27 protein-coding genes are annotated in these 25,230 nt (G+C 64.4%); 25 read left to right on the top strand and 2 right to left on the bottom strand.

From position 1 onward, the window contains the following. Window positions 1-137 precede the first annotated feature (137 nt). The 7 genes from ffh (at window position 138) to trmD (ending at window position 5,792) form a co-directional block, all read left to right on the top strand. A complete protein-coding gene (gene ffh / locus CH286_RS23940) occupies window positions 138-1,697 on the top strand; it encodes a signal recognition particle protein (protein ID WP_094610643.1) in 1,560 nt (519 codons plus the stop codon). 18 nt (window positions 1,698-1,715) lie between these two features. After that, on the top strand, window positions 1,716-2,825 hold the full coding sequence (locus CH286_RS23935) for an amidohydrolase family protein (RefSeq protein ID WP_094610642.1): 1,110 nt from the start codon (window positions 1,716-1,718) through the stop codon (window positions 2,823-2,825). Further along, the gene (locus CH286_RS23930) at window positions 2,818-3,648 is read left to right on the top strand and encodes a CPBP family intramembrane glutamic endopeptidase (RefSeq protein ID WP_037151387.1); all 831 of its coding nucleotides are present in this window, start codon (window positions 2,818-2,820) and stop codon (window positions 3,646-3,648) included. Before CH286_RS23935 ends, CH286_RS23930 begins: the two co-directional genes overlap by 8 nt. A 186-nt stretch (window positions 3,649-3,834) precedes the next feature. Continuing rightward, window positions 3,835-4,311, top strand: a complete 477-nt coding sequence (gene rpsP, locus CH286_RS23925; RefSeq protein WP_032377037.1) for a 30S ribosomal protein S16 — start codon at window positions 3,835-3,837, stop codon at window positions 4,309-4,311. Further along, window positions 4,308-4,550, top strand: coding sequence for an RNA-binding protein (locus CH286_RS23920; RefSeq protein WP_008717313.1), 243 nt, complete (start codon window positions 4,308-4,310; stop codon window positions 4,548-4,550). Before rpsP ends, CH286_RS23920 begins: the two co-directional genes overlap by 4 nt. A gap of 15 nt (window positions 4,551-4,565) precedes the next feature. Further along, a complete protein-coding gene (gene rimM, locus CH286_RS23915) occupies window positions 4,566-5,108 on the top strand; it encodes a ribosome maturation factor RimM (RefSeq protein ID WP_037151390.1) in 543 nt (180 codons plus the stop codon). A gap of 3 nt (window positions 5,109-5,111) precedes the next feature. Next, the gene (gene trmD / locus CH286_RS23910; RefSeq protein WP_032377039.1) at window positions 5,112-5,792 is read left to right on the top strand and encodes a tRNA (guanosine(37)-N1)-methyltransferase TrmD; all 681 of its coding nucleotides are present in this window, start codon (window positions 5,112-5,114) and stop codon (window positions 5,790-5,792) included. A 5-nt stretch (window positions 5,793-5,797) separates the two neighbouring features. Here trmD and CH286_RS23905 read toward each other — a convergent pair whose 3' ends face one another. Continuing rightward, window positions 5,798-6,754 (bottom strand): serine hydrolase, encoded by a 957-nt coding sequence (locus tag CH286_RS23905; RefSeq protein WP_032403183.1) that lies wholly within the window; start codon window positions 6,752-6,754, stop codon window positions 5,798-5,800. A gap of 68 nt (window positions 6,755-6,822) precedes the next feature. On the opposite strand from CH286_RS23905, the gene CH286_RS23900 reads away from it, so the two are divergent. The 13 genes from CH286_RS23900 (at window position 6,823) to CH286_RS23840 (ending at window position 20,017) form a co-directional block, all read left to right on the top strand. Then, a complete protein-coding gene (locus CH286_RS23900) occupies window positions 6,823-9,171 on the top strand; it encodes a Tex family protein (protein ID WP_094610557.1) in 2,349 nt (782 codons plus the stop codon). A 107-nt stretch (window positions 9,172-9,278) separates the two neighbouring features. Further along, the gene (locus CH286_RS23895; RefSeq protein WP_032403597.1) at window positions 9,279-10,127 is read left to right on the top strand and encodes a hypothetical protein; all 849 of its coding nucleotides are present in this window, start codon (window positions 9,279-9,281) and stop codon (window positions 10,125-10,127) included. A gap of 138 nt (window positions 10,128-10,265) precedes the next feature. Then, on the top strand, window positions 10,266-10,607 hold the full coding sequence (gene rplS / locus CH286_RS23890) for a 50S ribosomal protein L19 (RefSeq protein ID WP_032378188.1): 342 nt from the start codon (window positions 10,266-10,268) through the stop codon (window positions 10,605-10,607). A gap of 143 nt (window positions 10,608-10,750) precedes the next feature. Continuing rightward, a complete protein-coding gene (gene lepB / locus CH286_RS23885) occupies window positions 10,751-11,527 on the top strand; it encodes a signal peptidase I (protein ID WP_094610556.1) in 777 nt (258 codons plus the stop codon). Continuing rightward, window positions 11,524-12,318, top strand: a complete 795-nt coding sequence (locus CH286_RS23880; protein ID WP_196248413.1) for a ribonuclease HII — start codon at window positions 11,524-11,526, stop codon at window positions 12,316-12,318. Before lepB ends, CH286_RS23880 begins: the two co-directional genes overlap by 4 nt. Window positions 12,319-12,355: 37 nt before the next feature. Beyond that, window positions 12,356-12,661 (top strand): DUF2469 domain-containing protein, encoded by a 306-nt coding sequence (locus CH286_RS23875; protein WP_008717288.1) that lies wholly within the window; start codon window positions 12,356-12,358, stop codon window positions 12,659-12,661. A 408-nt stretch (window positions 12,662-13,069) separates the two neighbouring features. Further along, window positions 13,070-13,414 carry a histone-like nucleoid-structuring protein Lsr2 gene (locus CH286_RS23870; RefSeq protein ID WP_094610555.1) on the top strand — a complete coding sequence of 115 codons (345 nt, stop codon included), beginning with the start codon at window positions 13,070-13,072 and terminating at the stop codon, window positions 13,412-13,414. A 363-nt stretch (window positions 13,415-13,777) separates the two neighbouring features. Beyond that, a complete protein-coding gene (locus CH286_RS23865) occupies window positions 13,778-14,134 on the top strand; it encodes a YraN family protein (protein WP_094610554.1) in 357 nt (118 codons plus the stop codon). After that, complete coding sequence (locus tag CH286_RS23860) at window positions 14,134-15,639, top strand: YifB family Mg chelatase-like AAA ATPase (RefSeq protein WP_094610553.1); 1,506 nt, start codon at window positions 14,134-14,136, stop codon at window positions 15,637-15,639. Before CH286_RS23865 ends, CH286_RS23860 begins: the two co-directional genes overlap by 1 nt. Continuing rightward, window positions 15,636-16,757: a DNA-processing protein DprA gene (dprA, locus tag CH286_RS23855; RefSeq protein ID WP_032377046.1), complete on the top strand. Its 1,122-nt coding sequence runs from the start codon at window positions 15,636-15,638 to the stop codon at window positions 16,755-16,757. The genes CH286_RS23860 and dprA overlap by 4 nt, the downstream gene beginning before the upstream one ends. A gap of 94 nt (window positions 16,758-16,851) precedes the next feature. Continuing rightward, window positions 16,852-17,634: a siderophore-interacting protein gene (locus CH286_RS23850; protein WP_094610552.1), complete on the top strand. Its 783-nt coding sequence runs from the start codon at window positions 16,852-16,854 to the stop codon at window positions 17,632-17,634. A 69-nt stretch (window positions 17,635-17,703) separates the two neighbouring features. Then, window positions 17,704-18,630, top strand: coding sequence for a tyrosine recombinase XerC (locus CH286_RS23845; protein WP_094610551.1), 927 nt, complete (start codon window positions 17,704-17,706; stop codon window positions 18,628-18,630). A gap of 109 nt (window positions 18,631-18,739) precedes the next feature. Beyond that, a complete protein-coding gene (locus tag CH286_RS23840) occupies window positions 18,740-20,017 on the top strand; it encodes a MinD/ParA family ATP-binding protein (RefSeq protein WP_249305475.1) in 1,278 nt (425 codons plus the stop codon). A 3-nt stretch (window positions 20,018-20,020) separates the two neighbouring features. Here the strand turns inward: CH286_RS23840 and CH286_RS23835 are convergent, their stop codons facing one another. After that, a complete protein-coding gene (locus CH286_RS23835) occupies window positions 20,021-20,527 on the bottom strand; it encodes a M23 family metallopeptidase (RefSeq protein WP_094610550.1) in 507 nt (168 codons plus the stop codon). Window positions 20,528-20,874: 347 nt separating this feature from the next. Here CH286_RS23835 and rpsB point away from each other — a divergent pair, with 347 nt between their 5' ends. From rpsB to CH286_RS23810, 5 genes are all read left to right on the top strand, one after another. Continuing rightward, complete coding sequence (rpsB, locus tag CH286_RS23830; protein ID WP_094610549.1) at window positions 20,875-21,765, top strand: 30S ribosomal protein S2; 891 nt, start codon at window positions 20,875-20,877, stop codon at window positions 21,763-21,765. 160 nt (window positions 21,766-21,925) lie between these two features. After that, a complete protein-coding gene (gene tsf, locus CH286_RS23825) occupies window positions 21,926-22,750 on the top strand; it encodes a translation elongation factor Ts (RefSeq protein WP_032403190.1) in 825 nt (274 codons plus the stop codon). A gap of 176 nt (window positions 22,751-22,926) precedes the next feature. Then, the gene (pyrH, locus tag CH286_RS23820) at window positions 22,927-23,655 is read left to right on the top strand and encodes a UMP kinase (RefSeq protein ID WP_032377051.1); all 729 of its coding nucleotides are present in this window, start codon (window positions 22,927-22,929) and stop codon (window positions 23,653-23,655) included. 55 nt (window positions 23,656-23,710) lie between these two features. Continuing rightward, window positions 23,711-24,268: a ribosome recycling factor gene (gene frr, locus CH286_RS23815; RefSeq protein ID WP_027496705.1), complete on the top strand. Its 558-nt coding sequence runs from the start codon at window positions 23,711-23,713 to the stop codon at window positions 24,266-24,268. A 34-nt stretch (window positions 24,269-24,302) separates the two neighbouring features. Further along, entirely contained in the window at window positions 24,303-25,217 is a 915-nt protein-coding gene (locus CH286_RS23810) for a phosphatidate cytidylyltransferase (RefSeq protein ID WP_032377052.1), read from the top strand. Window positions 25,218-25,230: the final 13 nt, after the last annotated feature.

The following is a 25,230-nucleotide window of genomic DNA, read 5'->3' as shown; positions in this document are numbered from 1 at the left end:
CTCCGAGCGACACGTCCGTCTGTCGAACGACACGGCTGCCGCACGCCCCAGCGACGGCAGGTTGTGCTGGCGCTAGTCTGGTGACCGTGCCGGATTCGGCTCGTTTTCGGTGATCGGCTAGCTCAGGAGTGCAATCGGTGTTCGAATCCCTTTCCGACAGGTTGGCCGGGACTCTCAAGGACCTGCGTGGCAAAGGTCGACTGTCCGGTGCGGATATCGACGCCACGGCCCGCGAGATCCGTCTGGCCCTGCTCGAAGCGGACGTGGCCCTGCCTGTCGTGCGGGAGTTCATCAACCGCATCAAGGTCCGTGCCAAGGGCGCCGAGGTGTCGGGCGCGCTCAACCCGGCGCAGCAGGTAGTCAAGATCGTCAACGAGGAACTCGTCGGCATCCTCGGCGGCGAGACCCGCAGACTCGTCTTCGCCAAGAACCCGCCCACGGTGATCATGCTCGCCGGCCTGCAGGGTTCGGGTAAGACGACGTTGGCAGGAAAGCTGGCCAAATGGCTCAGAGGCCAGGGCCACACTCCGTTGCTCGTTGCCTGCGACCTGCAGCGCCCCGGTGCCGTCAGCCAGCTTCAGATCGTGGGCGAGCGCGCGGGCGCAGCTGTGTTCGCGCCGCATCCCGGCACGTCGATCGGCGGCGGTGACAACGCACTCGGTGTCTCGGCTGCGGATCCCGTCGAGGTCGCGCGAGCCGGCATCGCCGAGGCGCGGAGCAAGCAGTACGACGTGGTCATCGTCGACACCGCCGGCCGCCTCGGCATCGATACCGAGCTGATGAGCCAGGCCGCTGGGATTCGCGATGCGGTGGAGCCGGACGAAACCTTGTTCGTTCTCGACGCCATGGTCGGCCAGGATGCCGTCAGCACCGCCGAGGCGTTCCGCGACGGAGTCGGTTTCACCGGCGTCGTGCTCACCAAGCTCGACGGCGACGCTCGTGGCGGCGCGGCACTCAGTGTCCGCGAGGTGACCGGGCAGCCCATCATGTTCGCGTCGACCGGCGAGAAGCTCGAGGATTTCGACGTCTTCCACCCCGATCGTATGGCCAGCCGGATCCTCGGCATGGGTGACGTTCTCAGCCTCATCGAACAGGCCGAGCAGCACTTCGACGCCGAACAGGCCGAGGCGACCGCCAACAAGATCGGCTCGGGACAGCTCACGCTCGACGACTTCCTCGAGCAGATGATGGCCGTCCGCAAGATGGGGCCCATCGGAAATCTGTTGGGCATGTTGCCCGGTGCGGGTCAGATGAAGGAACTCGCCAACGTCGACGAGAAGCAACTCGACCGTGTTCAGGCGATCATCCGCGGCATGACGCCGCAGGAGCGAACCGACCCGAAGATCATCAACGCATCGCGGCGACTGCGTATAGCGAACGGCTCGGGCGTCAAGGTGTCCGACGTCAATCAGCTGGTGGATCGATTCTTCGAGGCACGCAAGATGATGTCGGCGATGGCCGGGCGCATGGGTATGCCGGGCGCGCGCAAGCAGGTGCGGAACAACAAGAAGGGCAAGAAAGGCAAGAAGGGTGCTCGCGGCCCGACACAGCCGAAGATCCGCGGTGGATTCCCCGGAATGCCGGGCGGAATGCCGGCGGGAATGCCCGATCTGTCGTCCATGCCCAAGGGCCTCGACCAATTGCCACCAGGGCTGGAGGGCATCGATCTCTCTCAGCTGAAACTGCCGAAGAAGTAAGCGCCGCACGTGTCGGCGATGCGGGTGCGGGGCCGCGGACTGCCGGACGGGTCCGAGATCGATCTCTGGATCGACCACGGTCTCGTCTCCGTGGAGCCGATTGCGGACGCGGATTTCGTGCACGACGGTGGTTGGATTCTGCCCGGTCTCGTCGATGCCCACTGTCATGTGGGAATCGAATACGGCGGGGGCCACACGGACCTGAGCGGCTCGATCCGACAGGCACAGACCGAGCGAGGCGTCGGCGCGTTGCTGCTTCGCGACGCCGGGTCTCCGGTCGACACCCGCGAGTTGGACGAGCGGGACGACCTTCCTCGGATCATCAGAGCAGGCCGACACATCGCATCGCCGAAACGGTACATACCGGGTCTGGCCATCGATATCGAGGACGTGTCGCAGCTGCCCGAGGCAGTTGCACAGCAAGCTCGGTTCGGTGACGGCTGGGTCAAGCTCGTCGGCGATTGGATCGATCGCTCGGTAGGCGATCTTCGGCCGCTGTGGAACGACTCGATCCTCGTCGACGCCATAGCCGCTGCTCATGCCGAGGGCGCGCGGGTGACCGCCCATGTATTCGGCGAGGATGCGCTCCCCGGACTGATCGCGGCGGGAATCGACTGCATCGAACACGGCACCGGTCTGACCGACGAGACCATCGAGATGATGGTCTATCACCGAACTGCGCTGGTGCCGACGCTCATCAACATCGAGACGTTTCCCGGAATCGCGGACTCCGCCACCCGATACCCCGTCTACGCCCGGCACATGCGGGCGCTGCACGCCCGCGTCGCCGACACCGTCGGACGGGCTCATGATGCCGGGATCTCCATCTATGCGGGAACCGATGCCGGTGGGTCGATCGCCCACGGTCGCATCGCCGACGAGGTCGCGGCACTCGCGCGCGTCGGACTCTCTCCGACGGACGCCCTCGGTGCTGCCTGCTGGGACGCTCGGTCCTGGCTGGGACGACCGGGGCTCGAGCACGGCGCACCCGCAGACCTCGTCGTCTACTCCGAGGATCCGCGTGGAGGACCGGACGTGCTGGCCAACCCGGAGCTGGTGATACTGCGCGGACGCGTGACCGACAGAGGAGCCCGCACGACGAGAAGATCGGAGGCCGGTGATGACTGATCCGTACAACAGCGGCGGGCAGTTCGACCCGAACCGCCCGAGTTGGGCCGGATTGGCACCGATGAATCACGTTCAGCAGCAAGGCTCGGGACTGTCCGAGACCTACTGGCGGGCCGAACAGGCCGCTCACCAGCGTCGACTCGGCCAGCGATGGGGACTACCGGCGGCAGCGCTCGTTCTCGGCCTCAATCTGGCGGGCTTCCTGCTTCTCGGACTCGTCGTGACGACCGAGACCTCCTCTCTGTTCATCGTGGGCATCATGATTCCCAGCCTGCTCGCCGCCGGACTGGCTGTGGCGATCTCGATGTCTCGTGGCAACGGTCCCGTCGTGGATTTCGGTCTTCCCAGATCCAGTTCCGAACTGCTGGGTCAGGTTCGATCCGGACTGGCATGGGGTGGTGTCGCCGTGGTCGGCGGTCTACTGCTCGCGCTGGTGCTCTTGTCGAGCCTCGACCTCGAGGACCAGACCCCACTGGGCAACGTCACGGATACGGCTGTCGGATGGAAAGTCGCTCTGGCCGTATGGATCTGGATCGGCGCACCGATCTGCGAGGAAACGATGTTTCGCGGCATGCTGTGGGGCGCGCTCGAGAAGCGCACCCGCCCGATGCCGATGGCCTGGCTGGGCAATCGATGGGTGGTCCTGGCGATCACGGCGGTCGTGTTCGCCATCTGGCATCGCGAATGGTGGCGCTTCGTGATTCTGCTGTGGGGCGGGCTGGCAATCGGCATCGCCAGAATGCGGACCGGCTCGATCGTGGCGTCGACCACGGCTCACTCGATGAACAACACTCTGCCTGCCCTCGTGATCCTGCTTGCTTGAGCGAGTCGTTGCCGAGGGCGATTCACGGTTCGCGGTGCTCGTCTGGCACAATGAACAGCTGTTCGCCCGTCTTCCGGTTACGTACCGCGCGGCGGTCACAACAACCTTCAACGCAAAACCGGGTTCGCATGCCGTGTGAACCGCTGAATTGCGCCGTGACCAACTTTCGAAAGGCTCCACCAGAACATGGCTGTCAAGATCAAGCTCATGCGTATCGGCAAGATCCGCACCCCGCACTACCGCGTCGTCATCTCCGATGCTCGTACCCGCCGTAACGGCCGTGCGATCGAGACCATCGGCACGTACGAGCCCAAGCAGGACCCCAGCGTCATCGAGATCAACTCCGAGCGTGCGCAGTACTGGCTGGGCGTCGGCGCGCAGCCGACCGAGCCTGTCGAGGCCCTGCTGAAGATCACCGGCGACTGGCAGAAGTTCAAGGGTCTGCCCGGCACCGAGGGAACCCTCCGCCTCGCCGAGCCCAAGCCGTCGAAGCTCGACCTGTTCAACGCCGCACTGGCGCAGGCAGATTCCGAGCCGCAGGGCGAGGCCACCACCGCGAAGAAGAAGAAGGCTCCGAAGTCCGACGACGCCGCTGCGGAGAGCACCGACGCTGCAGCAACCGAGACGGCAGACGCGCCGGCCGCCGAGGCTGCTGAGAAGTGAGTGCCGTTGTCGCCGATGCCGTCGAACATCTCGTTCGCGGCATCGTCGCCAATCCCGATGACGTTCGCGTCGAGATGATCACCGGCCGTCGTGGTCGCACTGTGGAGGTTCACGTGCACCCCGACGATCTGGGCAAGGTCATCGGTCGCGGCGGTCGTACCGCCACGGCGCTGCGCACACTCGTCTCGGGTATCGGTGGTCGCGGCATTCGTGTCGATGTGGTCGACACGGACCACTAGGTCACGCACACAATTATGGAGCTGGTCATCGGCCGTGTTGCAAAGTCGCACGGCATCAAAGGCGAAGTCGTCGTCGAGGTTCGCACCGACGACCCCGACGACCGCTTCGCAGTAGGGACCGTTCTTCGCGGCCGCAAGCCTCGATCGAACGCTGCTCCCGCCTCGTACACGGTGGATGCCGTCCGCGAACACTCCGGGCGGCTTCTGCTGCGTCTGAACGGCATCGACGACAAGACGACCGCGGACCTGATCCGCGGAACGTTGTTCATCGTCGAGTCGACGGACTTGCCCCCGTCCGACGATCCGGACGAATTCTACGATCACGAACTCGAAGGACTCACCGTCGTCCTGACCGACGGCTCGGCAGTGGGAACGGTGCGCGAGGTCCTGCACTCGGCAGCGGGCGAGTTGCTCTCCATCCGGCCGAGTACGACGTTCGGCGGAGACACCCGCGCCGAAATTCTCGTTCCCTTCGTGGCGGCGATCGTGACGTCGGTGTCGTTGGCCGACAAGACGATCGAGATCGATCCGCCCGAGGGCCTGCTGGACCCGGAGTAGATCGTGCGCCTCGACGTCGTCACCATTTTTCCCGAATACCTGACTCCGCTGCGAACTGCTCTGTTGGGCAAGGCAATCGACCGCGGTCTTGTCTCTGTGGAGGTTCACGATCTGCGATCGTGGACCCATGACGTGCACAAGGCCGTCGACGATTCACCCTATGGCGGCGGACCGGGGATGGTCATGAAGCCGACGGTCTGGGGCGATGCCCTCGACCACGTACTGACCGAGGATTCGCTCCTCGTCGTTCCTACTCCCGCCGGTGTTCCGTTCACCCAGCGCACGGCCGAACGGTGGTCCACCGAGCAACATCTCGTGTTCGCGTGCGGCCGGTACGAAGGAATCGATCAGCGGGTCTTCGACGACGCGTCGCGCCGCGTACGCGTCGAAGAAGTCAGTATCGGCGACTACGTGCTCATCGGCGGCGAGGCGGCCGTCCTGGTGATGGCCGAGGCGGTGGTTCGACTCATGCCCGGAGTACTCGGCAATCAACAGTCGCACCAAGAGGATTCGTTCTCCGATGGTCTGCTCGAAGGGCCGAGCTACACGCGTCCGGCCCGGTGGCGCGAACTCGACGTTCCCGACGTCCTTCTCTCCGGCGATCACGCGAAGATAGCGGCATGGCGTCGGGCTCAGTCGTTGACACGGACCGCCGAGCGTCGCCCGGATCTGCTCGGCGACTGAGCAATTCAGCTGATCGTTCCGCCAGGAAAAAGCATCGAGACGAATCCGGTGAGAGTGTCCCTGGCGTGTAGGGCGCTGGCGTCGTCACTCACGTCGACCACCGCGGTGTCCGGATAGCTCTCCATGTCGTCGGCGTAGAAGATGTCTTCCCGTGACGACAGAGCGAGGACGTAGCGATTGTCGACCCCGATCGTGCCGGTCGACAAGTGCACCCACCGATCGGAAACACAGCACATCCAGCCCTGCTTGACGGCGTGCTCGCTCTCGCCCGGTAGACCGTCGACGATTCCGAAATGCTGTTTGTAGCCGTCTGCGGCAATCGGTGCCGAACGCCGCAGCATGCCGATTATGACGTCCGTCGACGCAGTCGTCAGTCCGCCGCTGCCGTTGAGCAAGCCTGCGTAGTACCCGACCAGGTCGCCCGGCGTTGTCTCGGTGTTGTACCACTGATCGTCGCCCGGTGCCGTCGTGCGTTGCAATCCGTATCGGGCCGCGACCGCGCGGACAATCTCGGACGTGCCGTAGCGGTACCACAGGGTATAGGCGGCGTTGTCGTCGGAGAGCTCCAGCATGCTGGTCATGGTGGCCAGTTCGTCGGCCGAGACAGGGCGGTTCTCCGACTGCGCTCGGAACATCACTTCGTCGGCGATGAATAGCTTGGACACCGACGCGGTTTCGACCTGTGTGTCGGCGTTGCTGCTGTAGAAAGACCCGGTGTCGCGGTCGAGCAACGCGAAGTCGACGTCGGCACCTCGGGCCTGCGCCGACGCGATCGCCATGGGGATTCGGGCTTCCAGAGCGACGCCGTCGACCTTCTGCATGTCGGGAAAGGGCGACGCGGAGGTCTCGGCGGTTGCTTTCGCAGCGGAGTCGCCGGGTTGATCGTCCGGTGGAACCGAGCAACCTGCGGTGAGGAGCAGGGAGGCACAGACGACAGTCAGGAATCGAGACACCCTGACCATGCGTGCATCTCTCCCAGACGTTGAACCGCTGACCGACCTGTCCCACAGTAGCGGTAGGGTCCATCGCCGTGACCACTGCTCTGAAATCTGTGAACAAGCGCATAGCCGAAGAACTCGACGTTCGTGAGGAACAGGTTCGGGCCGCCGTCGAACTGCTCGACGGCGGCTCGACGGTCCCGTTCATCGCGCGGTACCGCAAGGAGGTCACCGGCACCCTCGACGATGCGCAGCTGCGTCAGCTCGACGAGCGGCTGCGGTACCTCCGTGAGCTCGACGAGCGCAGAGATGCCGTCATCGAATCCATCCGTGGTCAGGGCAAGCTCGACGACGCCCTCGAGCAGTCTCTGATGCTCGCCGATACCAAGGCGCGCGTCGAGGACATCTATCTGCCGTTCAAGCCCAAGCGTCGGACGAAAGCCCAGATTGCGCGTGAAGCGGGGCACGAGCCCGTGGCCGATGCCCTGTTCTCCGACCCCACGACGGATCCGGCGCAGTTCGATCAGGAGCAGCTCGACGGCGCGCGTGCGATTCTCGTCGAGCGTTTTGCCGAGGATGCCGACCTGGTGGGTGAACTGCGTGAACTCATGTGGACCTCCGGCAAGCTCGTTGCCACGGTCCGCAAGGGCAAGGAGGAGGAGGGTGCCAAGTTCTCCGACTACTTCGAGTTCTCCGAACCCTTCACGAGCCTGCCCTCGCATCGCATCCTCGCCACCCTCAGAGGCGAGAAGGAAGAAGTACTCTCGCTCGGATTCGAGCCCGAGCGCGAAGAACCGACGCCCGGGGTGCCGAGCGTCTACGAGGGTCGGATCGCCACCAAGTTCGGGATCGCGAATCGAGGACGGCCCGCCGACAAATGGCTGCACGATACCGTTCGATGGGCGTGGCGTACCAAGATGCTGGTCACGGTCTCCCTCGATACCCGTATGCGACTGCGTCAATCCGCCGAGAAGGACGCCGTCGACGTGTTCGCGAGCAACCTCAAGGACCTGCTGCTCGCCGCGCCGGCGGGCAACCGCACCACGATGGGACTCGACCCGGGCTTCCGTACCGGCACCAAGGTTGCCATCGTCGACGCGACCGGAAAGGTCGTCGACTACGACACCATCTATCCCCACAAGCCGCAGGGCAAGTGGGATCAGGCGCTGGCCACTCTCGCCGGCCTCGCGGCCAAGCACGAAGTGGAGCTCATCGCCATCGGAAACGGTACGGCGTCACGTGAAACCGATTCCCTGGCAGCAGAATTGATTGCCAAGTTCCCGGCTGCGAATCTGACCAAGGTGGTGGTCTCCGAGGCCGGTGCCTCGGTCTACTCGGCGTCGGCGTACGCCTCGAGTGAACTGCCCGAACTCGACGTCTCGATCCGCGGCGCGGTCTCGATCGCTCGCAGACTGCAGGATCCGTTGGCCGAGCTGGTCAAGATCGATCCCAAGTCCATCGGCGTCGGCCAGTACCAGCACGACATCTCCGAAACCTTGCTCGCTCGCTCTCTCGGGGCCGTCGTCGAGGATGCGGTGAACGCGGTCGGTGTCGACGTCAACACAGCGTCGGTGCCACTGCTGTCGCGGGTATCCGGAATTGCCGGCTCGCTCGCCGAGAGCATCGTGGCGCACCGCGACCAGAACGGACCGTTCGCCAGCCGCAGCACCCTCAAGGACGTACCGCGCCTGGGCCCCAAAGCTTTCGAGCAGTGCGCCGGGTTCCTCCGCATCTCCGGGGGAGAGGATCCACTCGATCGCTCGAGCGTGCACCCGGAGGCGTACCCCGTAGTGCGCCGCATCGTCGGCAAGGCCGGCGTCGGAGTGCGCGAAGTGGTCGGCAACACGGCCCTCCTGCGCCGCCTCGATCCCGCGGAATTCGTCGACGAACGATTCGGGTTGCCCACTGTCACGGACATCATCTCCGAGCTGGAGAAGCCGGGACGCGACCCGCGTCCGGAGTTCAAGACCGCTACTTTCGCGGCCGGTATCGAGAAGGTGGCCGACCTGAAGCCGGGGATGACGCTCGAAGGCGTCGTGACCAACGTGGCGGCATTCGGTGCTTTCGTCGATGTCGGTGTCCATCAGGACGGTCTCGTTCACGTCTCTGCGATGTCGCACAACTTCGTCAAGGACCCGCGTGAGGTCGTCAAATCCGGCGACGTCGTGCGCGTCAAGGTCATGGAGGTCGACCTCCCTCGTCAGCGCATCGGGTTGAGTCTGCGACTGGACGACGAGCCTGGGGCCTCCGCCGGAAAGGACGCCCCACGTGGACAACAGGGCGAACGTCCGCGGGGCCAAGGGCGAGCCGGCGGTGCCGACCAGGGCAGTCGTGGACGAGACTCACGTCCCCAGCGTGAACGCCGCGGCGGCGGCCAGCAGGCCGCACCGGCGGCCGGCTCGATGGCCGACGCGCTGCGGAAGGCCGGATTCGGAAAATAGCGACGGCTCGGTGGTCGATGCCGTCCTGGGCGGCACGGATCACGAATAGTGTGAAGTCCGACTCGCCGGTCGTTCGGTAGGAAGGACGTGAGACGCACGTGAGGTGGTTGCAACACGGGGTCATCGATCACGGTCGTCTGCCACTGCTGTGTTTCCTACTGGGACTCCTGCTGGGTTTTCTGCTGATCCGTCTCAGCGTCAGGATGATTCGCGCAGATGTGAAGTGGTGGCCCGGCAACATCACTCCCGGTGGGCAACACATACATCACGTCGTGTTCGGGATCGTGTTGATGCTGCTGGCAGGGATCGGCCTGATCGCGGTGTACGTCGACGGATCGCAGACGATCGGCGCGGTGCTGGCCGCCGTCTTCGGCATCGGCGCTGCGCTCGTTCTCGACGAGTTCGCGTTGATCTTCTACCTCCGCGACGTCTACTGGTCGGAACAGGGCCGCACGTCGGTCGATGCCGTCTTTGCGGCCCTGGCGTTCACCGGTTTGCTGCTGCTCGGCTTCCATCCGTTGGAGCTGTTGAGCCCGGCAGACTTTCGGGCCGACCCCGATCCGTGGGTGCGCAGCGCGCTGGCGGTCTTGGCGCTGATCAACCTGGCCCTGTGCGTGATCGTCCTGCTCAAGGGCAAGATCTGGACTGGGTTGGTAGGGCTGTTCGTACTGCCGATCCTCGTGTTGGCGGCGATTCGGTTGAGCCGACCGAGCGCGCCGTGGGCGAGGTGGCGCTACACCAGCAGGCCGAAGAAGATGGAGAGAGCTCTGCGGCGCGAGAAGCGCTGGCGCAGACCGCTCATCAGAGCCAAGATCTACTTGCAGGACGCGATCGCGGGCAAGCCCAGCATCGTTCATGCACGCGAGGCCACCGAGGACGAGCTGGCGCGTGTCGTGGTGCCGGCACCGGTGTCGGGCGCCGGCGTCTCACCCCGCGCGGAGTCGATTTCGCCGTAGGCATGATGGTCTGGCACAATGGTCGGGTTGCCTCTAGCAGGCACGGACCTCACTCGGAGTACGAACCAGTCGAGCCGCGCAGTGCGCGAGCCGCTCGGTTCCTCTACTCAAGCGCAGAACGCAAGGATGGCACAACCGATGAACACTCTGGACTTTCTCGACAATCAGTCGCTGCGTGGCGACATCCCCGATTTCCGCCCGGGCGACACCCTGAACGTGCACGTCAAGGTCATCGAAGGCTCGAAGGAGCGTATTCAGATCTTCAAGGGCGTCGTCATCCGACGTCAGGGCGGTGGCGTTCGCGAGACGTTCACGGTTCGTAAGGTCTCGTTCGGCGTCGGCGTCGAGCGCACCTTCCCGGTGCACAGCCCCAACATTGCGCAGTTCGAGGTCCTCACCCGCGGTGACGTCCGTCGCGCCAAGCTCTACTACCTCCGCGATCTGCGTGGCAAGGCTGCCAAGATCAAGGAAAAGCGCTGACCGGTTCCGCCCGGCTCCACATAGCTCCCATCATGCCGCGTCGCCCCTTCGGGCGGCGCGGCATGATGCGTCTCGGCCGGTCCGAAACGCCGGTGCACAGACCGTCCGGCCGTGCAGACGAGCGTTCCGGCTAACCTGTTGACGTGACGCAGTCCCCACAGGATCCGACCGATGAGCCCGACGACGAGTCTTCGCAGAACAAGCGTCGGGATCGCAAGCCCCGATCGTTCTGGCGAGAGCTTCCGATTCTCATTCTGGTAGCGCTGGTGTTGAGTTTTCTGCTCCAGACATTCGTCGCTCGGGTGTACTTGATCCCGTCCGAATCGATGGAGCCGACTCTGCACGGCTGCGCGGGCTGTACCGGCGACCGGATCGTGGTCGAAAAGATCGGTTACCGCTTCGGAGACCCGAAGCCCGGCGACATCGTCGTCTTTCGTGGTCCGGATTCGTGGAACGACGAATTCGTCTCGCAGCGCTCCGACAATTCGATCGTCCGCGGGGCTCAGGAAGTGGGCTCCTTGATCGGCGTCGTCGCCCCGGACGAGAACGATCTGGTCAAACGCGTCATTGCCACCGGCGGTCAGACCGTCGAGTGCTGTGACGATCAGGGCCGAGTACTCGTCGATGGGAAGCCCTTGGACGAGCCGTACATTCAGATGGATTTCCCGTTCGCGCCCGGGACGATGACCTGTGACACCGAACTGAAGTCGGGACGATGCTTCGACCCCGTGACCGTTCCGGACGGCAACATCTGGGTGATGGGAGACAACCGGAGCAACTCACGAGACTCCCGCTATCACGTCACCGACGAATTCACCGGTACCGTTCCGCTGGACAACGTGATCGGCAAGGCCGTCTTCATTGCGCTGCCACCGTCACGGACCGGCCTCCTGGATTCTCCCGACATTCAAGGTCGATGACGACGGCCCCCCGCCGCGTGCCCCGTGCACGAGCGACTCTGACGCGGTCGTCGTGGCCGCCCCGTCCGGTCATCCGGCGGGCTGCAGGTTTGCGGACGATGGAGTCGGCCTTGGAGCGCGGAGGTCTCGGGCCGGTTGCGGGTGTGGACGAAGCAGGTAGGGGAGCGTGTGCCGGTCCGCTGACGGTGGCGGCCTGCGTACTCGGCGCACGAGCCCACGCAGCGCTGGCCGATCTGGACGACTCGAAGAAGTTGACCGAGCGTCGGCGCGAGGAACTGTTCCCCAAGATCCAGAAGCTGGCTCTGGCATGGAGCGTGGTGTTCATCGACGCTGCCGAGGTCGATCGCATCGGGGTGCACGTAGCGAACATCGAGGGAATGCGTCGCGCAGTTGCCGGGCTCGGAGTGACCCCCGGGTACGTGCTCACCGACGGCTTTCGGGTGCCCGGCCTGCCGGTTCCGTCGCTACCGGTGATCGGCGGCGACGCCACCGCAGCGTGCATCGCTGCCGCGAGTGTGCTGGCGAAGGTCTCACGCGATCGGCTGATGGTGCAGATGGACGAAGAGATTCCGGGCTACGGGTTCGCCGTCCACAAGGGTTACAGCACGCGGGCTCATTCGGCCGCCATGATCGCTCTCGGCCCCAGCCGAGAACATCGAATGTCGTATGCGAATGTCGCTGCGGCGGCCGCGGGCTCGGCTGGGGATCCACCTGTGGGTCGTGCCGCAGGCACCACTCGGAACGGCGACGCCGTGGGGCGAATGGACTGCCGCGACGCAGGTGCGCGATGATTGCTTTTCACGCCCGACTGGAGGATGAAAGAGACCGATGAGTGCCGAAGATCTCGAAAAGTACGAAACCGAGATGGAGCTCTCGCTGTATCGCGAGTATCGGGACATCGTAGGTCAGTTCAACTACGTGGTCGAAACCGAACGTCGGTTCTATCTGGCGAACTCCGTCGAACTCATTCCGCACAACGCCGACGGTGAAATCTACTTCGAATTGCGGATGTCGGATTCGTGGGTGTGGGACATGTATCGCCCCGCCCGTTTCGTCAAGCACGTCCGAGTGATCACGTTCAAGGACGTCAACATCGAAGAGTTGGACAAACCAGACCTTCGCCTTCCGGAATAGCTCGCTGCGGCGAACGCCGCGGTACGCGGCAGTCGACGACGGCTCGCGGGCGTGTGAAACACACCAGGCCTCGCGCCGACGAGTTGCCGAACCGGTGTTCGCCGATTACGACCGTGATTGTTCGAGAAATTGGACAGCCGACCAAATCGTTCCGCATGTCCTGTTTCATCGTCGGTTTCGACGGGGGCCAGCTCCGGCAGGTGACGGCGCGGTAGATTCTCGTCCCGAAAGTAACTGCGCAACAAAGGCATTCGATTTCGACGTCTTATTTCTGGAAATGTGTCGCCATATCCGGACTGATATTCGCCGATTCGACACGTCGCGTAACACCTGTACTTCTTTGCGCCGATACGAGAATCGGTGGTAGAACTTGAATATCACATCCCCCAGACGTGTAAGAGGTACGAGATGGCACGCAAGACGCTTGTGCAGATGATCGACGATGTCGATGGATCGGTAATCAAAGACGGCCAAGGTGAATCCATCGAATTCGGCATCGGTGGAAACCAGTACCGCATCGATTTGAACCTCAAGCATGCAAACGAATTGCATGAACAGTTGGCTTTCTGGATCGAGCACGCAGAGAAGGTCTCCGGACGCCGTACCCGTAAGGGCGGCGCTGCTCCGGCACCGGCTCGCGGAAAAGTCGATCTTCAGGACATTCGGGCCTGGGCACGCGAGAACGGCCACGAGGTCAGTGCTCGCGGCCGCATCAGTCAGGACGTGCAGGCGGCATACGAGGACGCCCACTGATCATCCGGTAGCGCCGACTTCGTCGGTGCCCCGAAACTCTCCACCGGCACCCGTTTCCTGGTGTCTACGCTCGGCATCAACTCCGTCCGAATTCTGAATTCGGGCGGAGTTTTGTGCGTGGGGGCCACTGCCACCGGGCCGTTGTAACTCGCCGACGTTGCCACTCGCTCACGCTGTAACACGAAGGTCCGACAATGCCGACAATTTGTCCCCGCACATCTGCCCGTTCGTGCACAGGCGAGCAGTTGTCCACAGGGTAATCGCCCACCTGCGCATTCTTTGTTTCTCCTCGATTCGGACGTGCCACCTTCGGTAGCACCGAATCGGCCGCGAAGTACGGCCGGAGAGTGGAGGAATGCGGATATGCCGACCAATCAGGAACTCGGTGCGCGCGGTGAGGACCTCGCGGTGCGCCATCTCGAGGACATCGGGCTCGAGGTGATCGAGCGGAACTGGCGGCATCGATCCGGTGAGCTCGACATCATTGCGCGCGAGGGTGACACCATGGTGTTCGTCGAGGTGAAGACACGTTCGGGAATCGGTTACGGAACGCCGGCCGAGGCTGTGACGTACACCAAGCAGGTGCGGATCAGAGGGCTTGCGCTGTCGTGGCTTGCCCTGCAACAGGGTCCGTGGGTGCAGATCAGATTCGACGTGATCGCGATCGTGGTCGGGAGAGACGTCAATCCGGTGATCACTCACATCCGGGCTGCGTTCTGATGCCGCTCGGGAGAGCGCATTCGGTTGCGGTCAACGGTGTCGACGGTGTGCTGGTGGAGATCGAAGCCGACATCGGGCAGGGCTTGCCCGGCACCCATCTGGTCGGTCTGCCCGATACCGCGCTGAACGAGTCGCGAGATCGCGTGAAAGCGGCCGTGAAGAACTCGGGTGGCACGTGGCCGGACAGCCGGGTGATTCTCGCGCTGTCGCCCGCAACGTTGCCCAAGGGTGGATCGGTGTACGACCTCGCTCTCGCGTTGTCTGTTCTCGATGCGGCGAAGGCCATCCCGCGCGGGAGTCTGTCGGAGACGGTGTTTCTGGGCGAACTCGCTCTGGACGGCCGGCTCAGAGCAGTTCGCGGGGTCTTACCCGGGGTGCTTGCGGTCAAGGGTGCAGGTTGGCAACGGGTGGTGGTCCCGATGCAGTGTCTACCCGAGGCGGGCCTGGTGGACGGTATCGACGTGCTGGGCGCAGGCTCGCTCGGGGATGTCGTGGCGTGGCTTCGCGGCGAGCAAGCCCTGGAATCGCCGGTGCCGACCGAGTGGCATCAGGAGATCTATCCGGATCTCAGTGATGTAGCCGGGCAGGCGGATGCGCGGTGGGCTCTGGAAGTAGCGGCGGCCGGAGCACATCACATCATGCTGACCGGTCCGCCGGGGATCGGCAAAACAATGCTGGCGCAGCGTCTTCCGGGGATTCTGCCACCGCTGACCGAGTCCGAGGCGCTCGAGGTGACGGCCATCCATTCGGTGGCAGGGTTGTTGACCACTGCGCGACCGCTCATCACATCGCCGCCGTTCATCGCACCTCATCATTCGACGTCGGTGAGCGCTCTGGTGGGTGGTGGAACGGGAATGGCCAAACCAGGAGCGGTCAGTCGCGCACATCGCGGAGTCCTGTTTCTGGACGAGTGCGCCGAGATGAGCGTTCGCGTACTGGAGGCTCTGCGGACTCCGTTGGAGGACGGTGAGATTCGCATTGCTCGTCGAGACGGTGTGGCGAGATATCCGGCTCGATTTCAGCTGGTTCTGGCGGCGAACCCGTGCCCGTGCGCACCTGCGCGACAGGTCGATTGTGTCTGTGCGCCCACTGCTCGGCGCAAATATCTCGGAAAGCTCTCGGGGCCGTTGCTGGACCGTGTCGATCTCCGCATACAGATGATGGGCGTCGCGACGGGAGCACTGGTCGACGAGGTGGGGGAGGGAACGAGTGAGATCCGCGCACGCGTGACCGGAGCCAGGGACGCGGCCGCACAGCGGTGGCAGGATTTCGGCTGGAGAACAAATGCAGAAGTCCCGGGACCTGCGCTCCGGCAACGATTTCGGCTGGCGCGCTCGACGCTCGCGCCGGTGGAGCGTGCGCTCCGGAACGGATCGTTGACCGCGCGGGGAGCAGACAGGGCGATACGGGTGGCGTGGACGTTGAGCGACCTCGCAGGTGGCACGGTTCCCGGTGCCGACGAGGTCGGAGCAGCACTGGATTTCCGCGACAGGGGAGTGGCATGACCCACGACGCACGCCGACTCGCGTGGGCATATCTGTCGCGGGTGGCGCAGGGCCCGCATCGACTCGTGGTCGACCATGCCGCGGCGCACGGCCCGGAAGCGGCCGCTGCGGCGGTGCGGGCAGGCCGATTGGGCGAGCGGCTCGAGGTACGTGCCCACATCGACACCGCTGCAGCCGATCTCGATCACATCGGCGCGCTGGGTGGCCGGTTGATCACTCCCGACGACGACGAGTGGCCGGCGTGGAGATTCCTCGGCTTCGACGGATCGGGTCTGACCGCAGGGGTGGACACCTGTCCTCCGATTGCGTTGTGGGCGCTCGGAAATCGGCCCGTCGCAACTGCCACCGAACGATCGGTGTCGATCGTGGGGACCCGTGCATCGAGCCCGTACGGGGATCACGTGACCGCAGAAATTTCGGCAGACCTCGCACTCGACGGTTGGACCATCATTTCGGGAGCGGCCTTCGGGATCGATGCCGCGGCGCATCGGGCGGCTCTCGGAGTAGAGGGAACGACGATGGCGGTGCTCGCCTGTGGCGTCGACCGTGCGTATCCGGCGGGGCATTCGCGATTGCTGCGACAGATAGCCGATCACGGGCTGGTCCTGAGCGAGTACGCACCGGGCACCACCCCTGCCAAGCATCGCTTCCTCGCTCGCAACAGACTCGTTGCGGCACTCGGATCGGCAGTGGTGGTGGTCGAGGCAGGGTGGCGCAGCGGGGCTCGCAACACTGCGGCATGGGCCAAGAAACTGGGTCGTCCGGTACTCGCGGTCCCCGGACCGGTCACATCACCGACGTCCAAGGGGTGCCATCGCATGATCCGCGACGGCGAGGCCGTGCTGGTGTCGAGCTCGCACGATGTCGTTGCCGAGGCCGGTGCCCTCGGGTCGCCGGAGGAATGGCGGCCCGATCTCTTTCGTGAGACGGATGCGCTCTCGGAGACCGGATTGTTGATCTACGACGCGTTGCCGGCAACCGGGTCGCTGTCGAGCCGCGAGTTGTCCGAACAGTCCGGTGTGCCGATCGGCAAGGTGCGTGCTGCACTGCCTGTGCTGGAAATGGACGGCTTCGTTGCGAGCGACGAGACAGGATGGTTCCGAGTGGTGCGGGGATGAACACCACCTTCGCCGAGCCCCGAAGGTAGGGTGTTAGGTAATGCTTAGTCGGTGCAGCACGCATCGACGTCGTTCGCTCGAAGAGGGGTCCGAAGTGCCACGCAAGAAAACCACCCTGTCCGTCCTGCGCACCGAGGCGCTCACCCCGCACATGTACCGGGTGTACCTCGGCGGAGACAATTTCGACGACTTCGACGCGATCGACGAGACCGACGCCTACGTCAAGCTGTTCTTCGGAACCGACGACGATCCGATCATGCGCACCTACACCGTTCGATCCGTCGACACGAGTGCGCGCGAGATCGCGATCGACTTCGTGGTGCACGGCGACGAAGGAGTTGCCGGGCCGTGGGCCACCAAGGCGAAGCCGGGGGACGAGATGTCGTTCTTCGGCCCGTCCGGCGGGTACGCCCCTCGACCCGAGGCGGACTGGCATCTGTTCGCAGGTGACGAATCGGCGATTCCCGCTATTTCGGCCGCCGTGGAGGCGCTGCCCGAAGACGCCATCGCCAAAGTCTTCATCGAAGTTGCCGACCGTCACGACGAGATCTACATGGAGACGCTCGCCGTCGTCGATGTCACCTGGGTTCACCGGGGTGCATCCTCGAACGACGTCAGCGACGACCTGGCCGGCGACAACGCTCCCTTGATCGCAGCAGTCAAGGGTACGGAATGGCTGCCCGGCCAGGCACATGTTTTCGTGCACGGTGAGGCGCAGGCCGTGATGCACAACATCCGGCCCTACATTCGCAAGGAGCGTGGGGTCGGTGCCGAGTGGGCATCGATCTCGGGCTACTGGCGTCGAGGGCGGACCGAGGAGAACTTCCGAGTGTGGAAGCGCGAGCTCGCGCAGGCCGAAGCCGGTGTCGACGCCTGAGCGGGCGACGGCTCGTGACGGTCGGCGTGTCCGGTTGTCGCGGAGCGTGGGAGCGCTCAAGCTGAGCCGATGACCGATTCGCTGCCGCCCCACCTCGGCATCCACATCGAAGAGTTCGCCGAACACCTTCGACTCGGTCGAGAGCGCTCCGAGCACACCATCCGCGCCTACGTCGCGGATGCTCGATCGCTCCTCGCGCATCTCGCGGACTCCGACCCCGAAGCGACCATCGCCGATCTCGATCTCCGCGCTGTGCGCTCCTGGTTGGCGAAGTATTCGGCGGCTGGTGCGGCCAGAACCTCGATGGCCAGGCGAACCTCGTCGGCGCGGACCTTCGGCAAGTGGCTCGAGCGGGTGGGAGCGGTGCAGGTCGGGCCTGCAGAACGGCTGGCAGCACCGTCGAGTCACCGGACTTTGCCTGGTGTACTGCGCCACAATCAAGCGGCCGAGGCGTTGGCCGCTGCCGAATCGGGTGCTGCCGAGCTAGATCCGATCGCGCTGAGAGATCGGCTCATCGTCGAGTTCCTGTACGCAACCGGGGTCCGCGTCGGAGAGCTGTGCGGACTCGACATCGACGACGTCGACACCGATCGCCGCCTGATTCGCGTTCTGGGTAAAGGAAACAAGGAACGCTCTGCGCCGTACGGCATGCCGGCAGCAGACGCTCTGGAGAACTGGCTCGTCAGTGGCAGGCCGGAGTTGGTCGATGAGCGATCCGGGGCCGCGCTGTTGCTGGGTAGGCGAGGTGGGCGGCTCGACCAACGGCAGGCCAGAACAGCAGTTCATGCGGTGCTCGACGCCGTTCCCGGTGGCCCCAGCCTCGGTCCGCACGGCTTGCGCCACACAGCAGCGACCCATCTCCTCGAAGGCGGTGCCGATCTCAGGGTGGTGCAGGAGTTGCTCGGGCACGCCTCCCTCGCGACCACGCAGATCTACACCCACGTATCGGTCGAACGGTTGCGCGCCGTGCACGATCAGGCTCACCCCCGAGCGTGAGTCGAGCGTCGGCGGCGCTACGTTTGGTAGCGTCATCACCGACCAACAAGACCGAATACGGGGGACCGTGGACCGCGACCGACCGCAAGGTACTTCGGAGCCGTGGCCGATGCATGGCCGTCAGGACTTCGCGGCGCACGGCCAGGAGCCCGGCGACCGAAGCGGCACGGCACCGGAGAACGGTTCTCGGCCCGCACCACCGGAACCGATTCCGCGATCACGTTCGACGCCTCGGCAGCCGCCACCCTGGCAGACGCCCGATTCGATCGACCGACGGACCGTTCCGCCCCGATACAACCCACCCGTGCCGCTCGAGCCGGGGCCGGTGGCCGCAGAGCCCAACCGACACTTGCCCGCACAGTCGCGGCCCGAGGAGTTCCCGGCACCGACAGGAGGTTGGTCGCCCCAACCGTGGGCGGGTGCCCCCAATCCGTATCGGCCCAACAGTCAGGACCTCGGCGCGGATTCGCTGCTCAAGCGTCCCAAGCGAGCGTCGAACTCCGGATGGCGTCGAGGCGTTCACCGGCTGACCGGTGGTGTCATCAATCCGGGTGAGTCGACCGCAGAGGAGCGGTACCGAAATCAGGTCGAACGCATCCGCCAGCCTGTGCTCGGTGACTACCGGATCGCGTTCCTCTCGCTCAAGGGTGGTGTCGGCAAGACGACGACCACTCTCGGCCTCGGCTCGACGTTCGCGTCGTTGCGGGGAGATTGTGTCATCGCAGTGGACGCGAACCCCGATTTCGGCACCCTCGGAGAGCGGGTTCCGCGGCAGACGTCGTCTACCGTCCGAGACCTGTTGGCCGCCGCACCGAACATTCGGCGCTACTCCGACATTCGCGAGCACACCTCGCAGGCACCGAGTCGACTGGAAGTGCTTGCGGGAGAGCGCGACCCGGCGGCGTCGGAAATGTTCGGCGAAGAGGACTACCGAGCCGTCATCGACATGCTGCAGGTCTACTACAACCTGATCCTGACCGATTGCGGAACCGGCATCATGCACTCGGCGATGAACGGTGTGCTCCAACTGGCGAACGCGCTGGTTCTGGTCAGCTCGCCGGCGGTCGACGGTGCGCGCAGTGCAGCGGCGACATTGGACTGGCTCGAGCTGCACGGTTACGGACACCTGGTCGAGCGAACGGTAGTGGTGATCAGCTCGGTTCGTCCCGGCTCGTCGGCAGTGGACATGAACCTGCTGCAGCAGCATTTTCTCGAGCGATGTCGAGCCGTCCTCGTCGTTCCGTTCGACGAGCATCTGGCCGAGGGTGCCGTGGTCGATCTCGACATGTTGCGCCCCCAGACCAGGAGCGCATTCGTCGAGCTCGCCGCCATGGTCGCGGACGATTTTCCCGCAGCGTCCGGCAGGCACTCCGGCCCCCCGCGCTGACGGTCACCGGCTCGGTCCGTCCACTGGTTTCAATCTGATCGGACGTGTGCGCACCAGAGCCGTCGGATCGAGGTATTCGCGGCCCCGCCTGATGCCCCAGTGCAGACATGCGGACGAGCAGCCCTCGTGTCCGGACGCCAGTGAACCCAGCACCGTTCCGCGGCGGACCCGGGTTCCTGCTGTAACCGAGGCCGTCACCGGCTCGTACGTCGATCGCAGTCTTCCCGGATGGTCCACCGACACGACGGGTTTTCCCGCGACCGAACCGGCGAAGACCACCGTGCCGTCGGCCACCGCCAGTACCGATCGGCCCTCCTCGGCGGCCAGGTCGACACCGCGGTGTCCGGGAAGCCAATTCTGGTCGGGGCGGTCGAACGGGGTGACGATTCGGGGCTTCGGTTGCAGCGGCCAGGCGAAGTCGCCCGGGGCGGCCGATGCCACCGCCGTCGAGAGCGAGAGGGCGACCACGACGCCGATCGACGATGCTCGTAGTGCGAGACGAATGTTCACCCGTCGACCATCTCCCGAATCCGAGCACACAAACGACAGCGAACGTCGATTGTGGACGGCGGACTTGTTTGTCCACAGGTAGCGGAATCTCTTGACAGTCGAGCCTGGTTATGACGGGGGGCGCGGCAGGTCTACACTCGTCGATGCGGCCTGTGCGTGCACGGGTCGACTTCGCGCGTCCGCTTTCTTCGCATCGACTGCCACGGCAGAACTACCGATACGAGAACCGGTTGTCGGCGGTCCTGAGGATCCTCGAGATCCGCAGGTCCGGCAACTCCAGCGGCCGCCAGGGCAGAGGTCACCGACACTCTGCGTCAACCGCACCATCGAAAGAGAGTTCTTCAGCCATGGCTGTAGTAACAATGAAGCAGCTGCTCGACAGCGGCACACACTTCGGACACCAGACCCGTCGCTGGAACCCGAAGATGAAGCGATTCATCTTCACCGACCGCAACGGCATCTACATCATCGACTTGCAGCAGACTCTGACCTTCATCGACAAGGCCTACGAGTTCGTCAAAGAGACCGTCGCCCACAATGGCACGGTTCTGTTCGTCGGAACCAAGAAGCAGGCACAGGAGTCCATCGCCGCTGAGGCGACCCGTGTGGGCATGCCCTACGTGAACCAGCGCTGGCTCGGTGGCATGCTCACCAACTTCCAGACGGTGCACAAGCGTCTGCTCCGCCTCAAGGAGCTCGAGGCCATGGAGCAGACCGGTGGCTTCGAGGGACGCACCAAGAAGGAAATCCTCATGCTCACGCGTGAGATGACCAAGCTCGACCGCACCCTCGGTGGCATCCGGGACATGGCCAAGGTTCCGTCGGCCATCTGGATCGTCGACACCAACAAGGAGCACCTCGCCGTTGCCGAGGCTCGCAAGTTGAACATCCCGGTCATCGCGATCCTCGACACCAACTGCGATCCCGACGTGGTCGACTACCCGATCCCGGGCAACGACGACGCGATCCGTTCCGCTGCGCTGCTGACCAAGGTCGTCGCATCCGCAGTCGCCGAGGGCGTGCAGGCGCGAGCAGGTCAGAACACTGCATCCGACGCCAAGCCCGAGGTCGGCGCAGGCGAGCCCCTCGCCGAATGGGAGCTCGAGCAGCTCCAGCAGGCGTCACCGGCAGCCGACGCACCGGCAACCGAGGCTGCGGCAGCAGAGGAAGCTCCGGCAACCGACGCTCCCGCTGCAGAGGCTCCGGCAGCAGAGGAAGCACCGGCCGCTCAGGCTTGATCGAATTCGGTCCCGGTTCACCGAAGTGGGGTGGGCCGGGGCCGCTTCGGTGTGTCAGGGTGGTCGTCGCGTCAGCTCTGAAGTGAGCCCGTCGATCACGCCCTGAGAACAGCATTTTTCGTCAACGCCCGTAACCAGACTTTGAGGAGGCTCGCCCACGATGGCGAACTACACTGCCGCCGACGTCAAGCGGCTCCGTGAGCTCACCGGCTCCGGAATGATGGACTGCAAGAACGCGCTCGCCGAGAACGACGGCGACTACGACAAGGCCGTCGAGTACCTGCGTATCAAGGGTGCCAAGGACGTCGGCAAGCGCGCCGAGCGCAACACCGCCGAGGGCCTCGTCGTCGCCGAGGGTGGCGTGCTCGTCGAGATCAACTCCGAGACCGATTTCGTGGCCAAGAACGACGAGTTCCAGACGTTCGCCGCGTCCGTCGCGTCGACGGCTGCAGCAGGCAAGCCGGCCGATGTCGACGCACTCAAGGCGCTCGACCTGAACGGCAAGACCGTCGAGACGGCCCTGAACGAGTTGTCGGCCAAGATCGGCGAGAAGCTGGAAATTCGCCGCGTCGTGTCCTACGACGGCCACACCGCGACGTACCTGCACAAGCGCAGCGCGGACCTGCCGCCTGCCGTCGGCGTGCTGGTCGAATACACCGGTGACGGCGACGCCGCAGGCGATGCCGCTCGCGCGGCCGCCATGCAGATCGCCGCGCTCAAGGCCAAGTACGTCAGCCGTGACGAGGTCCCCGAGGATCTGGTTGCGGCCGAGCGTCGCATCGCCGAAGAGACCGCTCGCGAAGAAGGCAAGCCGGAGCAGGCTCTGCCGAAGATCGTGGAAGGTCGCGTCAACGGATTCTTCAAGGACGTCGTTCTCACCGAGCAGAAGTCGGTGCAGGACGGCAACAAGACCGTGAAGGCCATTCTCGACGAGGCCGGCGTGACCATCACCCGCTTCTCTCGATTCGAGGTCGGCGCCAGCTAGTCTGCGCACCTGTCGGTCGAGGCGATGCCGTTCATTCGATTCCATCGAGTGGGCGGCATCGTTCGTGCGCAGGGCAGGTGGGTGTGCAGGTCGGAGCCGTGTCCACCGATCGGGTGTCGATAGGGCAGGATGATCGGTGAGTAAACCGTAGTGTTCGACGAGTACCGAGGAGAGCTATGACCGATCCGGCCCCTGACCGTCCCGGGTTCCGACGTGTGATGCTCAAACTGGGTGGGGAGATGTTCGGTGGCGGCCAAGTGGGGCTCGACCCGGATGTCGTGAACAACGTTGCCGAACAGATCGCCGAGGTGGTGGCCACCGGAGTTCAGGTCGCCGTGGTGATCGGTGGCGGAAACTTCTTCCGTGGTGCCGAACTGCAGCAGCGCGGAATGGATCGATCTCGCTCGGACTACATGGGCATGCTCGGCACGGTCATGAATTGCCTTGCGCTGCAGGATTTCCTGGAAAAGCAGGGAGTGGCAACCAGGGTGCAGACGGCAATCACCATGGGCCAGGTCGCGGAGCCGTACTTACCACTACGCGCGCGCAGGCACCTGGAGAAGGGCCGCGTCGTGATCTTCGGGGCCGGGATGGGGATGCCGTACTTCTCCACCGACACCACGGCCGCACAGCGCGCTCTGGAAATCGGAGCCGAGGTGCTGCTGATGGCAAAGGGCGTCGACGGCGTCTACTCGGCCGATCCGCGTCTGGACCCCGACGCGACGATGTTCGACACGATCACTCACCGCGAAGCGATCGAGCAGGGACTCAAAGTCGCCGACGCGACTGCCTTCAGCCTCTGCATGGACAACCAGATGCCGATGTTGGTGTTCAATTTGTTGGTTCAAGGAAACATTGCTCGCGCCGTGGCGGGCGAGAAGATCGGCACGCTGGTCACGTCGTGAACGTCACCGACAAGACCGCGGGTGAATCGAGAACGAAGACGATGGAGGACAGATCGTGATTGACGAAGCGCTCTTCGACGCCGAAGAGAAGATGGAAAAGGCCGTATCGGTTGCACGTGACGATCTGTCCTCGATCCGTACCGGGCGTGCCAACCCCGGAATGTTCTCGCGCATCGTCATCGAGTACTACGGAGCGCCGACGCCGATCACTCAGCTGGCGAGCATCAGCGTTCCGGAAGCTCGTCTGGTCGTGATCAAGCCGTACGAGTCGAATCAGCTGGGGCCGATCGAAACTGCGATCCGCAACTCGGACCTCGGGGTGAACCCCACGAACGACGGCAACCTGATTCGTATCGGTGTGCCGCAGTTGACCGAGGAACGCCGCCGCGAATTCGTCAAGCAGGCGAAGGGCAAGGGCGAGGACGCGAAGGTCTCCATTCGCAACGTTCGCCGCAAGACGATGGAAGAGCTCAAGCGGATCCAGAAGGACGGCGAAGCGGGCGAGGACGACGTCGTACGCGCGGAAAACGAGCTCGACAAGACGACCGCCAAGTACACCGCGTCGGTGGACGAACTCGTCAAGCGCAAAGAGGGCGAGTTGATGGAGGTCTGACCTCCGAGAGGAATGGCTTTCACGACGGCAGACGATGAATCGCGAGGAGTTGACGACAGTGGTGGGACCGGATCGGCAGGAGGGCAGCGGTACGCCCGCTGCCTCGTCCGGGGTCGCTGCCGCGAAGTCCGCCGGGAAAGCCGGCCGTAATCTGCCTGCCGCGATCGGCGTCGGCGGCAGTTTGGGTATCGGGTTGATTCTCGTGCTCGTGTTCGTCCCGCTGGTGTGGATCGGAGTCGTCGCGGTTGCATTGGCCGTCGCGACGTACGAGGTATCCAAGCGGCTCCGTGAGGGCGGTGTGCTGGTTCCGCGCATCCCGCTGATTCTCGGCGGTCAGGCCATGATCTGGCTGGGCTGGCCGTTCGGTGCCGTCGGAGTACTCAGTGCCGCGGTGGGCACCGTTGTGGTCTGCATGGTGTGGCTGTTACTCCGTCAGGGGTTCGGCACCGCACCGAAGAATTACCTCGAAGAACTCTCGGTCACCGTTCTGGTGGCCTGTTGGTTACCGCTCCTGGCCTCGTTCGCCGTTCTGATGGTTCTGCAGGACAACGGTGCCGGCCGCATCCTGGTGTTCGTCATCGGCGTCGTCTGTTCGGATGTCGGCGGTTACATCGCCGGCGTGTTGTTCGGCAAACACCCGATGGCACCGGCGATCAGCCCGAAGAAGTCCTGGGAGGGGCTCGTCGGGTCGCTCATCTTCTGCGTCATCGGTTGCCTGCTGACGGTGACCCTGATCCTCGAGGCGAACTCGATGATCGGTGTGTTGCTGGGAGTCGTGCTGGTCGTCACGGGCACCCTGGGCGACCTCATCGAATCGCAGGTCAAGCGCGACCTGAGAATCAAGGACATGGGCTCGTTGCTGCCCGGGCACGGCGGCATCATGGACCGACTCGACTCGCTGCTGCCGTCGGCGTTCGTTGCCTGGCTCGTCTTCACCGTCTTGCTCTGAAACGACTCGATCG

Origin of the sequence: Rhodococcus sp. WWJCD1, from assembly GCF_002258735.1 — a bacterium.
Lineage (GTDB): Bacteria > Actinomycetota > Actinomycetes > Mycobacteriales > Mycobacteriaceae > Rhodococcoides.
Note: the sequence above shows the minus strand (reverse complement) of the source record. Positions and strands in the feature narration are given on the sequence as shown.

Coding starts and splice junctions, on each gene's coding strand:
- CH286_RS23935 (WP_094610642.1), top strand. CDS start 1,716: ATGCGGGTGCGGGGCCGCGGACTGCCGGACGGGTCCGAGATCGATCTC.
- CH286_RS23930 (WP_037151387.1), top strand. CDS start 2,818: ATGACTGATCCGTACAACAGCGGCGGGCAGTTCGACCCGAACCGCCCG.
- rpsP (WP_032377037.1), top strand. CDS start 3,835: ATGGCTGTCAAGATCAAGCTCATGCGTATCGGCAAGATCCGCACCCCG.
- rimM (WP_037151390.1), top strand. CDS start 4,566: ATGGAGCTGGTCATCGGCCGTGTTGCAAAGTCGCACGGCATCAAAGGC.
- CH286_RS23905 (WP_032403183.1), bottom strand. CDS start 6,754: ATGGTCAGGGTGTCTCGATTCCTGACTGTCGTCTGTGCCTCCCTGCTC.
- rplS (WP_032378188.1), top strand. CDS start 10,266: ATGAACACTCTGGACTTTCTCGACAATCAGTCGCTGCGTGGCGACATC.
- CH286_RS23880 (WP_196248413.1), top strand. CDS start 11,524: ATGACGACGGCCCCCCGCCGCGTGCCCCGTGCACGAGCGACTCTGACG.
- CH286_RS23875 (WP_008717288.1), top strand. CDS start 12,356: ATGAGTGCCGAAGATCTCGAAAAGTACGAAACCGAGATGGAGCTCTCG.
- CH286_RS23870 (WP_094610555.1), top strand. CDS start 13,070: ATGGCACGCAAGACGCTTGTGCAGATGATCGACGATGTCGATGGATCG.
- CH286_RS23865 (WP_094610554.1), top strand. CDS start 13,778: ATGCCGACCAATCAGGAACTCGGTGCGCGCGGTGAGGACCTCGCGGTG.
- CH286_RS23860 (WP_094610553.1), top strand. CDS start 14,134: ATGCCGCTCGGGAGAGCGCATTCGGTTGCGGTCAACGGTGTCGACGGT.
- dprA (WP_032377046.1), top strand. CDS start 15,636: ATGACCCACGACGCACGCCGACTCGCGTGGGCATATCTGTCGCGGGTG.
- CH286_RS23845 (WP_094610551.1), top strand. CDS start 17,704: ATGACCGATTCGCTGCCGCCCCACCTCGGCATCCACATCGAAGAGTTC.
- CH286_RS23840 (WP_249305475.1), top strand. CDS start 18,740: ATGCATGGCCGTCAGGACTTCGCGGCGCACGGCCAGGAGCCCGGCGAC.
- rpsB (WP_094610549.1), top strand. CDS start 20,875: ATGGCTGTAGTAACAATGAAGCAGCTGCTCGACAGCGGCACACACTTC.
- tsf (WP_032403190.1), top strand. CDS start 21,926: ATGGCGAACTACACTGCCGCCGACGTCAAGCGGCTCCGTGAGCTCACC.
- pyrH (WP_032377051.1), top strand. CDS start 22,927: ATGACCGATCCGGCCCCTGACCGTCCCGGGTTCCGACGTGTGATGCTC.
- CH286_RS23810 (WP_032377052.1), top strand. CDS start 24,303: ATGAATCGCGAGGAGTTGACGACAGTGGTGGGACCGGATCGGCAGGAG.